This window comes from Actinomadura viridis, assembly GCF_015751755.1.
Taxonomy (GTDB): domain Bacteria; phylum Actinomycetota; class Actinomycetes; order Streptosporangiales; family Streptosporangiaceae; genus Spirillospora; species Spirillospora viridis.
In genome coordinates this window covers 1,654,940-1,667,682 of sequence record NZ_JADOUA010000001.1, presented here as the reverse complement: position 1 = coordinate 1,667,682, position 12,743 = coordinate 1,654,940, and the positions used below count along the sequence as shown (strand labels likewise).

Genomic DNA, 12,743 nt, shown 5'->3' with positions numbered 1-12,743 from the left:
GCGATGTGGCTCATCGCGCGACGCTCGTTCGCCGAGGGATGGCCCCGGCTGGTCGCCACGCTCCTGGCGGCGATGTTCTCGATCGGCCTGATCGCCGGATCGCTGCAGTTCGCGCTGCGCGCCCAGGAGGCGGTCTCGGGCAGCGACGCCAGCGAGTACGCCCGCACCGACGTGCTCGTCCAGGGCGGCACCGTCGACCGCGACGACCTGTACGCGATCCCCGACGGCCGGATCCGGCTCGACCGGGTGGCGGGCCGCCCGGGCGTCGCCGCCGTGCACGGGGACGCCATGGTCGAGACGACCGTCTCCGGCCCCGGCGGGAAGGCGATCCTCGCTCCGGCCGGCGGGCGCACGCTGCTGCGGCCGTGGGTGCCGGACGCCCGGCTCGCCCCGTTCCGGCTGGAGTCCGGCCGGGCGCCCGCCGCCGACGGCGAGATCGCCGTCACGCGGCACGTCGCGCGTGCCGGGAACCTGGCCACGGGGTCGGACCTGACGGTGCTGCTGCCGCGCGAGACCCGGCGCATGAGGATCGTCGGCATCGTGTCCGTCCAGGGCCGGAGCGCGGTCGGCGGCGGCGACCTGGTGCTGGCACCGCCGGAGACGGTGCGCGCCGCCGCCGGGCTGCCCGCGGGCGCCTGGCAGAGCGTCTGGGTGAAGGCCGCCCCCGGGGTGCCGCCCGGGCGCCTGCGCGCCGACCTCGCCCGCGATCTGCGCCGGGACGGGAACGAGGTGACCGTACGGGCCGCCGCCTCTCTCCGCGACGCGCAGACCGCCGACGCGCAGAGCGCGGGGGCCTCGATCGGCGGGGCGATCGGGATGCTGGCCTCGGTCGCGGTGTTCGTGGGGCTGTTCGTGGTGGCCAACACCTTCGGCACCCTCGTCCGGCAGCGCATCCGGCGGCTGGCGCTGCTCGCCGCGATCGGGGCGACGCCGCGGCAGATCAAGCGGCTGATCCGGTTCGAGGCGCTGGCGCTGGGCGCGGTGGGGTCGCTGGGCGGGCTGGTCCTGGGCTATCCGGTCTCGGCGCTGCTCACCCGGCTGTTCGCGGCGGACGGCTTCGACATCTCGGCCGCCGACGCCCAGTTCGGCTGGATCGCCCTCGCCGTGCCGGTCGCCGCCGGTGTCCTGGTCACCCAGCTCGCCGCCTGGCGGGCGGCCCGGCGGGCGGCGCGGGTCTCCCCGATGCAGGCGCTGCGGACCGCGTCCGCGGGCGCCAGGGAACGGCGGTGGCCCCGGCTGCTGGGCGCGCTGGCGGTGTTCGGCTGCGCCTGGTTGTTCTACGGGCCGGCCATCGCGGTCGCCTACGAGGAGCCCCCGGGCCCGGAGCGGACGATCGGCATCTCCATCATGCTGATGCTCGGCTCGATGGTGACGGTGGCGGCCCTGGCCGTGCTGGCCCCGTTCTTCGTCGGCCCGCTCGGCGGGCTGGTCGGCCGGATCGGGATGCTGGTGAGCGGAGAGGCGGGGCGGCTGGCCCGCGCGACCATCACCCGCAGCCCCCGCCGGGTCTCCTCCGCCGCCTCCGCGCTGATGCTGGGCGTGGCCCTGGTCTCCGCGACCGCGCTGGTGATGCTGTCGGCGCAGGACCGGTTCGACGAGGCGGGACGCCAGGTGCTGCTGGCCGACCACGCGGTGGCCGCGTCCGGCAAGGGCCCGTCCGGGGCCGCTCCGCTCCCCCGGGACGTGGCGGACCGGGTGGCGGGCGTGCCGGGCGTCGCGCGGGCCGCCGTCCTCACCCAGACCGGCGTGCAACTGGTGTCGCCCCGGCCCCGCCGTCCCGTCCCCGAGGACCCGTCCCCCTTCTACTTCTCGGTCACCGGCGTCGACCAGGCGGCCCTGCCGTCCGTGCTCGACCTCGGCGGGCGGCTCCGGGCACTGGCGCCCGGCGAGATCGGGCTCTCCTCCACCATCATGAAGGCGCAGCGTCTCGAGCCCGGCGCCCGGATCGTCGTCCGCGGCGCCCACGGCCGCGTCCCCCTCACGGTCGCGGGGGCGTACCACGACCCGTCCCACCTCTTCGCCGACCAGGCCCTCGCCGCCCCCGCCACCATGGACCGGCTGGACCGGAACGCGCCGACGCTGGCCGTCCTCGTCAAGGGCGGGGACGGCGGCGCGCTGGAAAGGGCCGTGGCCGGGGTGCCCGGCGCGCGGGTGCTCGACCGGGCCGGGTTCGTGGAACAGGCGGCGGGCTCGATCACCAGCGGGCTGCGCGTCGTCTACGGCTTCATCGGCATGGCGCTGGTGCTGTCGCTGTTCGGGATGGCCACCACGGTGTCGATGAGCGTCGCCGAGCGCACCCGGGAGTTCGGGCTGCTGGGCGCGGTCGGCGCGACCATGGGGCAGCTCCGCGCGATCGTCCGGTGGGAGGCCGCGACGGTCGTGCTGCTCGGCACCCTCCTGGGCCTCGGCTCCGCGATCGGCACCGTCGCGCTGGTGCACGTCGCGACCGGCAGTTCCTTCCTGAACCCGGCCCCTCCATGGTGGCTGCCGGTGCTGGTGGCGGCGGGCGCCGCCGCGGTGACGTTCGCCACATCCGCCTTCCCCGCCCGCCGGGCCGCGGACGTCCCCGTCCTGGAGGCGGCCAAGGCCGAGTGACCTCTGTCGCAAAGCCCCCGCCCACGGCGGGCGCCCCGCGCCGGACGCACCGCGCCGGACGCACGCGCAGGGCCCGCCGGGCCCCCTCCGCCGGGTGCCGCTCCCGTCAGGCGTACGCGCCGCGGCGGTGGCACCCGGCCAGGTGGTCGTCAACGAGGCCGCAGGCCTGCATGAGGGCGTAGGCGGTCGTCGGCCCGACGAACCGGAAGCCGTTCTTCTTCAGCTCCTTGGCCAGGGCCTTGGAGCCGGGCGTGAAGGCCGGGACGTCCTCCAACGCCTCGGGCGCCGGGCGGCCCGGATCGGCGTACCGCCAGGCCGTGGCCGCGAGCCCGCCGGGCAGGTCGAGGGCGGCGCGGGCGTTGGCGACCGCCGCCTCGATCTTGGCCCGGTTGCGCACGATGGCCGCGTCGCCCATCAGCCGCTCGACGTCGCCGGGACCGAACGCGGCGACCTTCTCCGGGTCGAACCCGGCGAACGCGGCACGGAAGCCCTCGCGTTTGCGCAGGATGGTCAGCCAGGACAGCCCCGACTGGAACGCCTCCAGGCACAGCCGCTCGTAGAGGCCCTGGTCGTCGCGGACCGGCCGGCCCCATTCGTCGTCGTGGTAGGCGATGTAGTCGGGCGCCGACAGCCCCCAGGGGCAGCGGGCCAGCCCGTCCTCGCCGAGGATGGCGGTGCTCACCGCCCCGTTCTACCTCACGTCCGGGACGAAACGCGCGCCAGCCGCCGCAGGCCCAGGCCCATGAACGCGCCGATCACCGGCCCGGCGGCCAGCCACCCGGCCCGGCCCAGCGGGCCGAGCGGGAGATCCAGGCACTCCGCCCAGCGGATCCGGCTGCCCCCGCCGGGCAGCGGCGTGACCTCGAAGAACGCCTCGCCGCGCACCAGCCGGCCGGTGTGCCGTACGGCCACCCGGCGGCCGGGCCGCCAGTCGGTGATGACCATGGTGTCGGTGAAGCCCAGGGGGCCGACGCCCGTCCACCCCTCCAGCTCCGCGCCCACCCCGTGCCCGCCGCGGGCCTTGGTGAACGGCATCCACTCGTCGTGCCGGGGCCAGTCGGTCAGCACCGCGAAGACCTGTTCGGCGGGTGCCTGCGCGTCGGCGTCGGCGTGGATCGCGACCCGGCTCACGGGCGGGCCTCCTTCGGCTCGGCGGCGGGGTCGTGGTCCTTCTCCAGGCCCACCGGGGCGTCGTCGTCCGCGGACTCCCACGGCGGCGCCGGCGGGACGGGCGGCGCGGGCGGGGCGGCCGGGGCGGGCTCGTCCTCGGGCTCCAGGTGCCGCCGCAGGTCGGCGACCTGGTGTTCGAGGGCGGCGATCCGGGTGTCGCGCTCGTACACCGCGTACCGGAGCCGGTCGAGCATCTGATCGGTCACGTCCGCCTGGTAGCCCCAGATCGCGCGGGGGATGTGGAACGGCGCCGGGCCCGTGAACGGCTGGTCGTCGGGCGCCGGGAGCGGCGGGCGGTCGCCTGGGGCCGCGGCCAGCTCGCCGCCCCGGCCCATGGCCAGGACCACGACGGCGCCCAGCACGACCAGGCCGGCCAGGACGAGGACCACCAGCAAGGCTCGCTCCGATCTGTCGACGTCTCCCCCTAGGGACGATCGTGCCACGATCGGAGCATGGAAGCGCACGAGCCCTGGGCCCCGCCGGTCGTTCTTCCGGACGGAGCGCCCGTACCGGACGGGATGGTGGACGCCGGGACCGCCCCGCCCGCGGACCGGGTGGCGGAGCTGGTGGCCGCCGGCGAACCGGTCCTGGTCACGCTCGCCGCGGAGCCCGGAGGGGCCGGTGGGCCCGATCCCGGGCTCCTGGCGGCGGCGTCGGTCTACGCGTGGCTGGGGGTGCGCGGGTTCCGGGCACCGGAGTCCCAGCTGCCGGCGCTGCGGCAGGTCCTGGACATGGTCGCGTCCATCCAGGGAAGGCGCCCGCCCGCCCTCACCCGGCGCGGCCTCGCCTAGGGCCTCCCGTCACTCGCCTTAGGGCCTCCCGTCAGGCGCGCACGCGGTGCCAGGGGCCGGTGATCGCGAAGGTCACGCCCGGGGACTGGCGGCTGGCGAAGAGCGTCCGCCCGTCCGGGGAGAACGTGACGCCGCACATCTCGCTGTCGTTGAAGGCGTTGCGCGCGAACGCGAACGGCTCCCCCTTGCGGGTGGTGCCGACGAGGTACTGCTCCCCGTCGCCGTCCTCGGCGAGGATCACGCCGCCGCCGTACGGGGAGACGGTGATGTTGTCGGGGCCGTCGAAGCGCCCGCCCGGCTTGAAGACCAGCTCCAGCTCGATGGTCTCCTTGCGCGGGTCGTACTTCCACACCTGCCCGGCGTGGTCGGCGGCGGCGCCGGCGGCCTGCTCGGAGTAGCTGGCCACGAAGTACGCCTTGCCGTGGCCCCACCAGGCGCCCTCGAGCTTCTGGCTCCGGGTGATCTTGTCGAACTGCTTGCGCGTCGAGGTGGCCGCGGCGGAGGGGTCGGGGACCTTGACCCACGTCACCCGGAACGTGGCGCCCGGCTCCTGGACGACCGAGAGGTCCGGCAGGTCCGGGACGTACATCGCGTCGAGGCGGCCACCGGCCATGTACGCGTGGTACTCGCTCCGGTGGGAGCGGGGGGTGAACCGGTAGAACAGGCCGAACGGCTTGCTGGCGTCCTCGGTCAGGTAGGCCACGTGGGTGTGCGGGTCCACGGCGACGGCCTCGTGGGCGAAGCGGCCCATCCCGGTGATCGGCTCGGGCCGGGTCCTGCGGCCGGTCGGGTCGACCTCGAACACCCAGCCGTGCGACTTGGTCTGCCCGGTGAAGCCCTCGGTCTCCTCGCAGGTCAGCCAGGTGCCCCACGGGGTACGGCCGCCCGCGCAGTTGGTCGAGGTGCCGGCCAGGCTGATCTCCTGGCGGACCAGGTCGCCGTTCCGGTCGACCTCGAGGGTGGTGGTGCCGCCGTAGGCGGCCGGGTCGTACACCAGGGGGGCGGGCGCGACCGGCTTCACACCGCTGGCGGTCTGCTCATGGTTGCGGACCAGCCGGAGGGTGTCGCGGCGGCTGCCGGCGAACGTGGCCATGCCGTCGTGCCGGCCGGGCACCAGCACGCCCGCGCCGATGGTGTCGCCCTCGGCGGAGAGGGCCTTGTAGGAGAAACCCTTGGGGAGGTCCAGAACGCCCTTGGGGTCGGGGACCAGGGGCCCGTAGCCGAAGGCCGCACCGGCCTCGGCGCCCGCGGAGGTCTGGAAGATCGTGTCAAGGCTGCCGGCCAGGGCGATGGAGAGCGCGCCCGCGGCGCCGCCCTTCACTACCCCGCGACGGGACACGGACATGGTGACTCCTTTACGTGAATGCGATCACGAGGAGCCTGGTGCGCCGCCCTGAACCGGCGGTGAACGAACCTCGACAGCCGGACAAACCCCCAGGACACAGTTCCGCACGGCGGATATGCCCATCAATCCGGCATCACGCAGCGTGATGGCGCGCCCGCCGCAGAGGGGGTCAGAGCTCGGCCTCGGCGTAGTCCTCGGGGGTCGCCTCGATCCGCGGCTGGCTGCGCTCCAGGAGGTCGAACGCCTCCGGCACCGAGGCCGTCCAGCCCACCGCGTCGAAGATCTTCGCCCGGGCGAACCCCTGGTCGGCCAGGCCGGTCATCAGCTCGCGCAGCGGGTCGTACACCCCGGTCGGATCCAGGATCACCAGCGGCTTGTCGTGCAGGCCGAGCACCCGGGCGGTCCAGATCTCGAACAGCTCCTCCAGCGTGCCGATCCCGCCGGGCAGCACCAGGAAGGCGTCGCTGCGCCGGTCCATCTCCCCCTTGCGGGAGCGCATGTCGGAGGTGATGACCAGCTCGTCGTTGGCCTCGTCGGAGATCTCCACGCTGACCAGGGCCTCGGGGATCACCCCGACGGTCCGGGCGCCGCCGGCGCGCGCGGCGCGGGCCACCGCGCCCATGCACGACACCTGGGCGCCGCCGCTGACCAGGCTGTGCCCGCGGCGCGCCAGCTCGGCGCCGGCCTCGGCGGCCAGCTCCACGTGCCGCTTGTCGATCTTGCTGCTGGAGGCGCAGAACACGCACACGGCGAGCGGCATCAGGTACCGTCCCCCGCCTCCGCCGCGGCGGCCTGCGCAGCCTCCTCCTGCCGGAGGAGCCGCTCGTGCCGGGCGTGCATGTCCGTGATGATCTGGACCACCTCGCCGGGGTCGTCGGTCAGGTGGAACAGGTCCAGGTCCTCCGGCGAGATCTTGCCGGAGGGCACCATGACCTTGCGGATCCACTCCATCAGCCCGCCCCAGAACTCGGTGCCGACCAGCACCACCGGGAACCGGGTGATCTTCTTGGTCTGGACCAGCGTGATCGCCTCGAACAGCTCGTCCAGCGTCCCGAAGCCGCCCGGCAGCACCACGAACGCCTGGGAGTACTTGACGAACATGGTCTTGCGGACGAAGAAGTAGCGGAACTCCAGCCCGATGCCGACATGGTCGTTGAGCCGCTGCTCGAAGGGCAGCTCGATGCCCAGCCCGACCGAGACCCCGCCGGCGTCGTCGCAGCCCCGGTTGGCCGCCTCCATGATCCCCGGCCCGCCCCCGGTGATCACCGCGTACCCGGCCTCGTGCAGCAGGGCCCCGATCTCCACGCCCAGCTCGTACTCCTGCGAGCCGGGCTTGGTACGGGCGCTGCCGAAGACGCTGACCGCCTTGGGCAGCTCGGCCAGCAGCCCGAAGCCCTCGACGAACTCCGCCTGGATCCGCAGGACGCGCCAGGGATCGGCGTGCAGCCAGTCCGAGGGGCCCCGGCTGTCGAGGAGCCGCTGGTCGGTGGTGGTCTGCGGGATGGACCGGCCGCGCAGCACGGCGGGCCCCTGCCGCCGCGCGCCGGGTTCGAGATCGGATGTCATGTCCACACCGTAGCCCCGGGCCCGTCCGGTCAGCCCGCCATTTAGTGCCGGATCCGGCCGCTCGCCCGCCTTCCGGCGCCGTGCCCGGGAGCCCGGGGAGAGCCCGCTCGATCAGCTCGCGCGAACGGGAAACCGGCGTTCGTTGATCGCGAACCGCCCGCGTCCCGAGTTACGCTCGATACATTTCTCATAATTTCGACGTCCTTTTCGTAGGGTTCTCCGCGGGTCACCAGGTGAGGGAGAGGACATGCTGGAGGTCGCCGGGCTGCCGCCGGACGAGGAACGCGTCTACCGGCTGCTGGTACGGCTGGCGGCGGTCCGTCCAGGGGACGTCGCCGGACACATGGCGCTTTCGGAACGGGAGAGCGAGCGGCTGCTGGAGGCGCTGCGCGCGAAGGGCCTGGCCGCCCTGCAGTCCGGCGACGAGCGCGTGTTCCGCCCCGTGTCGCCGGACGTGGCGCTGGGCCCGGCGCTGCTGCGCCACCAGGAGGTGCTGGAGACCGCGCGCACGCTCGTCGCCCAGCTCACCGAGGAGTACCGCGCCAGTGCCCGCCGGCACGACGCCGGCCGGCTCGTCGAGGTGATCGCCGGGGCCGCGGCGCTCCGGGAGCACCTGCGGCAGCTGCAGGACTCGGCCAAGGACGAGGTGCTGTGGTTCTGCCGGCCCAACCATGTGGCGATGGCGAGCACGGAGAACACCGAGGAGTTCGCCGCGCTGGCGCGGGGCGTGCGCTACCGCGTGCTCTACGAGCGGGCGCTGCTGGAGGAGCCCGGGATGCTGGCGAACGTGGCCCACGGCATCCACCACGGCGAGGAGGCCCGGGCGATCCACACCCTTCCGGTGCGGCTGGCCATCGCCGACCGTTCGGTCGCGATCTGCCCGCTGGTCCCCGGCGGCGGCGGCGACCTCGGCGAGCCGACCGCCGCGGTGATCGGCCCGAGCCAGTTGCTGGACGCGCTGATCGCGCTGTTCGAGAGCCACTGGGATCGGGGCACGCCGCTGCGATGGAGCGGCGCGGGGCCCACCGGCGCGGAGCCGACCAGCGGCGCGGAAAGGACCGGCGCGGAAAGGACCGGCGCGGAAAGGACCGGCGCGGAGACGACCGGCGGCGCGGAGACGACCTGCGCGGAGAGGATCGACCTCACGAAGGATTCCGGCGGCGCGGACGGCCCCAGCGAGGAGGAGCGTTACCTGCTGTCGCTGTTCGTGGCGGGCGTCCCCGACAAGTCGATCGCCTCCCAGTTCGACATCAGCCGCCGCACGGTGCAGCGCCGGCTGGCCGAGCTGATGGCGCGGGCCGGAGTCGACACCCGGCCCGCGCTGGCCTTCCAGGCGGCCCGCCGGGGATGGCTGTAGCGCCGCCGGATCCGCCGGATCAGCCGGGGCGCCAGGGCGGCGGGCCGGGTCTCGGGGGGCCGGGCACCGGCCCCCCGAGACCGCGTCTCAGCTCAGGCCGTACGCCCTGATCACCGATTGCGTCACCGCGTTCCCGCTCGCGTCCCTCGCCTGGACGCGCAGCGACACCGTGCCCTTCCCGGCGGGGATCGTCGCCCGGTAGGCGTCTCCGTCCCGCCTGTCGAGCCTCGCCGCCCGCCAGGTGGCGCCCTCGTCGAACGACACCTGGAGGGTCATCGCCGTTCCCCTGGGTGCGGCGAGCCCGTCCTGGTGCCGCAGGGCGAGGTCCAGGTGGTGCGGGCTCCGTCCGGGCACCCGCCCGGACGCATCGCTCGGAACCCGGTAGTCGACCTGCAGGAGCGGAAGCCTCTGCTGCTCGTCACCCTGTGGCCGTCCGGAACGGAAGTCCCAGGTGGTCTCCGTCCTGGTGCCCCAGGCCCACTCCTGCGACTTCCTCTCCGTGGTCAGCGACAGCCGGTAGCCGGCGGGATCGGGGCCCACCTGGACGTCGCCCTTGGCGTCCGGGAGTTCCTTGACGAGGGTGCCGTCCCGCCACAGCCGGGCCTGGACGATGTCGTCGTCATCGCCGCTCACGCCGTAGTGGCTTTGCGTCGCGTCGACGTACTCCGGGATGCGCAAGGACATCACGTCCTTCCGGAGGGTGGCGCCCGCCTCCGGCCTGCCCTTCGGAATCGCCGGACGCACCACCGGTGTGAACCAGTCCGCCTTCTGCCGCGCCCGCGGGCTGTACGTACGGGGCGCCTCCTGCATTCCGCCGGGCAACGGGGACATCTCGTCCCACGTGTACATGTGGTGGACGCGGTGCTGCCAGAGGGAGTCGTTGGCCGAGACCCACTCCTCACGCACCATCGGCGTGGGGACGAACCGCTGGTGGTCGTTCCACGAGTACTCCTGCCACGGACGCCATCCGAAGCGCTGCTCCTTGGCCCAGGGGAAGCCGCCGTTGTCGGCGTACCGGGTGGTGATCTGGGCGGTGTTCGCCTTGGTCACCCTGTGCACCATGTTCGGGGGCACCCGGTCCTTCTGGACGTGGAAGACGTCGTACAGGTAGGGGCTGGAGACGGTCAGGGTCAGGTCCATCCTGGCCTTGCCGGACCGTGCCGCGGCGATGATCCGCTGCCCGTCGTCGTGCCCGGCCACCAGGGACGGGATGGGCTCCCGGTCGTTCCACGGGAACCATTTGGTGCCGGGGTGGAACCCGGGCGTCCGCACGATGAGGGCCGCCGAGGCGCCCGCCTTGGCCGCCGCGGCGATCTGGTCCTGCTCCGGCGTCTGCTCGTCACCGGCCATGAGCGCCATGGCGCCGCGCACGTTCGCCTTCGCGAGTTCCTCCGGCGTCCCCGACCCGGCCCAGGCGAGCCGGAAGCCGCGCCGGCCGTCGAACGTCGGGGAGAAGTGCAGGAGGTTCACGTCCAGCGGCCCCTCCACACCGTGGACCTTGGCTTCCGTCACGGGCGCGACCATCTGCCACCGGGAGGAGAACTCGAACGAGCCCGCCTCCAGCGGCCGGGTCGGTGTGACGTGGAGGCGCCGTACGGTGTCGAAGTGCATGACCCCGAGGGACGCCCGGCGCCCGTTGGCCATCTGGCGGTGCGTGTAGTAGCTGAAGATCCCCCGCTGCTCGGACGGCCGGGGCGTCTCGATCCGCATCGGCGTCCCCTTGCGGGCGTCGATGACCAGTTCCATGTCCCTGTCGACCTTGAGCTCCGGATCGATGTAGAAGGTCGACTGGTCGTCGTTGTAGACGCCGTGTTCGACGATGGACGACAGGTTGTAGGTGCCCTCTTCGAGTTCGATGGTCCGCGTCAGGTCCCACGGCGGCAGGTGCATCGAGGCGTCGCTGTTCCGCGACTCGCCGATGAAGAGGACGAACGGCACCGGGGTGAGGGCGCCCTGCGGATCGCGGGCGCTGAACGTGACCGTGTGGATCGGGGCGCTCACGCTCGCCGCGAGCGAGGTGGCCACGGCGACGCCCCCCGGACCGGTCGCGGTCACCCGGCCGCCGTACATGCCCCTCGTCAGCTTGGCGACGTCCAGCACGACCGGCACTTGTACCGTTCCACCGGCGGGTACGGTCACGCTCTCGGCGCCGATGGTGATGCCGTCGTCCTCGGACGTGCCGTTGTCCAGGTTCGCGACCTCGACATCGAGGTCGAGGGTCACGGCGGACCCGGTGGCGTTGGTGTAGGAGATCTGCTCGGTGACCGCCGCCCCGGCCTTCCCCACCTCGTGGAAGCCCAGGTCGATCACGCCGGTCGCGTGGACGTCCTGCGAGGCCGCGCGGGCCACGTCGACCCGCCCGCCGCCCTGCTGGTGCACGTTCAGCCGGGAGTTGGGCCGGGCGGTGCTCACCAGCGCGTCCTTGAGCCGGGTCGCACGCCACTGCGGGCGTGCCTGGGCGAGGATCGCCGCCGCGCCCGCCACGTGCGGGGTGGCCATCGACGTGCCCGACGCGGCCGTGTGCCGGTCGTCGACCGGCTCGCCCATCGAGGTGCCCGCGGCCCGGGCGGCGACGATGCGCACCCCCGGGGCGGTGATCTCGGGCTTGGGGGCGTTGTCCCTGATGCGAGGCCCCCGGCTGGAGAACGAGGCGAGCTCGTCGTCCCGGTCGACCGCGCCGACGGTGAGGGCCGCGTCGGCGGCGCCCGGCGCGCCGACGCTGTAGTCGCGGCCCGCGTTGCCCGCGGCGATGACGAACAGCGCGCCGGTCTCCTCGGTGAGCCGGTTCACCGCCTGGCTCATCGGGTCGGTCCCGTCGGTGGCCTCGCCGCCCAGGCTCATGTTGATCACTTCGGCGCCGGAGCGGGCGGCCCACTCCATGCCCTCGATGATCCACGACTGGAGGCCGATCCCGCCGGCGTTGAGGACCTTGCCGTTGAGCAGGTTCGCGCCCGGCGCCACGCCCTTGTATCTGCCTCCCGAGCCGGCGCCGGTGCCACCGATGGTGGAGGCCACGTGCGTCCCGTGCCCGTGTCCGTCCCCGGCACCGGCGTCGTCGGTGAAGTTCCGCTCGGCGGTCACCTTGCCCGCGAGGTCGGGATGTGCCGCGTCGACGCCGGTGTCGAGCACCGCGACGTCCACTCCCCTGCCGTCGTGACCCGCCTTCCACGCCTCCGGAGCGCCGATCTGGGCCACGCTGCGGTCCAGCGACGCGCGGACCCGCCCGTCGAGCCAGACCTTCGCGATCCCCGCGCCGAACGTCGTCGCGGCGCCGGCGCTCCGCGGCGTCCCGGTCAGCGACCCCCAGAAGCGGTCGAGACCGGCCTTGTCCGCGCTGAGGGCGGCGCCGCCGATGCTGCCCAGGGTGGCGACGGCCGTCGCGCCGGCCAGCGCCTGCGGGCGCGCGCTCGCACCCTTCGCGTACTGGACGATCAGCGGGAGCCGCTTGGTGGAGCGGTCGTCGTAGCCGTCCCTGGCCAGCGCGGTGACGTCGAACAGGCCGCGGTCCAGGATCCCGGCCGACAGGTACGGAACGACGTCCTCCGGCAGGACGCGCAGCCCGCCGTCGATCTCCTGGGTGTGGAAGGTGATCCGCTCGCGGCCCTTGGCCGGCTGGACGGAGGCGGTGAACCTGCCCTTGGCGGCCTCGGCCAGCTGCACCGTGTCGCCGGTGATCAACGTGATCCGCGCCGGCGTGCCGTTCAGGGCCGCGCCGGCCGCCGGGGGTACCGCGGGGCCGGACGGCGGTGTTTCCGCACCGGCGGGAACGCCGGAGGCGACCACCACGGCGCCCGCCACGCCGATCGCCGTCCAGCGCAGGAGCCATCTCATATGGGCACTCCTCGAGACTGCGCAGGTGATGCACCTGCGGGGGGAACAAGCCCGAAGTCTCCAGCCGGGACGGCGGCCAGGTCACTAG

Annotated in this window: 10 protein-coding genes; 3 read left to right on the top strand and 7 right to left on the bottom strand. The window is 73.9% G+C overall.

Annotated features, from left to right (window positions below; genetic code table 11):
* The first annotated feature begins 3 nt into the window (after positions 1 to 3).
* Positions 4 to 2,595 (top strand): FtsX-like permease family protein, encoded by a 2,592-nt coding sequence (locus IW256_RS07290; protein ID WP_197010226.1) that lies wholly within the window; start codon positions 4 to 6, stop codon positions 2,593 to 2,595.
* Positions 2,596 to 2,701: 106 nt separating this feature from the next.
* Here the strand turns inward: IW256_RS07290 and IW256_RS07285 are convergent, their stop codons facing one another.
* From IW256_RS07285 to IW256_RS07275, 3 genes are read right to left on the bottom strand one after another with little or no spacing between them, the layout of a single operon-like run.
* A complete protein-coding gene (locus IW256_RS07285; protein ID WP_197010225.1) occupies positions 2,702 to 3,277 on the bottom strand; it encodes a DNA-3-methyladenine glycosylase I in 576 nt (191 codons plus the stop codon).
* A 14-nt stretch (positions 3,278 to 3,291) separates the two neighbouring features.
* Positions 3,292 to 3,726, bottom strand: a complete 435-nt coding sequence (locus IW256_RS07280; protein ID WP_197010224.1) for an SRPBCC family protein — start codon at positions 3,724 to 3,726, stop codon at positions 3,292 to 3,294.
* On the bottom strand, positions 3,723 to 4,160 hold the full coding sequence (locus IW256_RS07275; RefSeq protein ID WP_197010223.1) for a hypothetical protein: 438 nt from the start codon (positions 4,158 to 4,160) through the stop codon (positions 3,723 to 3,725). Before IW256_RS07275 ends, IW256_RS07280 begins: the two co-directional genes overlap by 4 nt.
* Positions 4,161 to 4,217: 57 nt before the next feature.
* Here IW256_RS07275 and IW256_RS07270 point away from each other — a divergent pair, with 57 nt between their 5' ends.
* Positions 4,218 to 4,556: a hypothetical protein gene (locus tag IW256_RS07270; protein WP_197010222.1), complete on the top strand. Its 339-nt coding sequence runs from the start codon at positions 4,218 to 4,220 to the stop codon at positions 4,554 to 4,556.
* Positions 4,557 to 4,587: 31 nt separating this feature from the next.
* On the opposite strand, the gene IW256_RS07265 is transcribed toward IW256_RS07270, so the two are convergent.
* The 3 genes from IW256_RS07265 to IW256_RS07255 all read right to left on the bottom strand — a co-directional run bounded on the left by IW256_RS07265 (position 4,588) and on the right by IW256_RS07255 (position 7,467).
* On the bottom strand, positions 4,588 to 5,901 hold the full coding sequence (locus IW256_RS07265; protein ID WP_197010221.1) for an alkaline phosphatase PhoX: 1,314 nt from the start codon (positions 5,899 to 5,901) through the stop codon (positions 4,588 to 4,590).
* Positions 5,902 to 6,070: 169 nt separating this feature from the next.
* A complete protein-coding gene (locus IW256_RS07260) occupies positions 6,071 to 6,661 on the bottom strand; it encodes an LOG family protein (protein WP_197010220.1) in 591 nt (196 codons plus the stop codon).
* Complete coding sequence (locus IW256_RS07255) at positions 6,661 to 7,467, bottom strand: LOG family protein (RefSeq protein WP_197010219.1); 807 nt, start codon at positions 7,465 to 7,467, stop codon at positions 6,661 to 6,663. Before IW256_RS07255 ends, IW256_RS07260 begins: the two co-directional genes overlap by 1 nt.
* Positions 7,468 to 7,714: 247 nt before the next feature.
* Here IW256_RS07255 and IW256_RS07250 point away from each other — a divergent pair, with 247 nt between their 5' ends.
* Entirely contained in the window at positions 7,715 to 8,824 is a 1,110-nt protein-coding gene (locus tag IW256_RS07250) for a LuxR C-terminal-related transcriptional regulator (RefSeq protein ID WP_197010218.1), read from the top strand.
* 87 nt (positions 8,825 to 8,911) lie between these two features.
* On the opposite strand, the gene IW256_RS07245 is transcribed toward IW256_RS07250, so the two are convergent.
* On the bottom strand, positions 8,912 to 12,655 hold the full coding sequence (locus IW256_RS07245; protein ID WP_197010217.1) for a S8 family serine peptidase: 3,744 nt from the start codon (positions 12,653 to 12,655) through the stop codon (positions 8,912 to 8,914).
* Between the last annotated feature and the right edge of the window lie 88 nt (positions 12,656 to 12,743).

Coding starts and splice junctions, on each gene's coding strand:
- IW256_RS07290 (WP_197010226.1), top strand. CDS start 4: ATGTGGCTCATCGCGCGACGCTCGTTCGCCGAGGGATGGCCCCGGCTG.
- IW256_RS07270 (WP_197010222.1), top strand. CDS start 4,218: ATGGAAGCGCACGAGCCCTGGGCCCCGCCGGTCGTTCTTCCGGACGGA.
- IW256_RS07265 (WP_197010221.1), bottom strand. CDS start 5,901: ATGTCCGTGTCCCGTCGCGGGGTAGTGAAGGGCGGCGCCGCGGGCGCG.
- IW256_RS07260 (WP_197010220.1), bottom strand. CDS start 6,661: ATGCCGCTCGCCGTGTGCGTGTTCTGCGCCTCCAGCAGCAAGATCGAC.
- IW256_RS07255 (WP_197010219.1), bottom strand. CDS start 7,467: ATGACATCCGATCTCGAACCCGGCGCGCGGCGGCAGGGGCCCGCCGTG.
- IW256_RS07250 (WP_197010218.1), top strand. CDS start 7,715: ATGCTGGAGGTCGCCGGGCTGCCGCCGGACGAGGAACGCGTCTACCGG.
- IW256_RS07245 (WP_197010217.1), bottom strand. CDS start 12,655: ATGAGATGGCTCCTGCGCTGGACGGCGATCGGCGTGGCGGGCGCCGTG.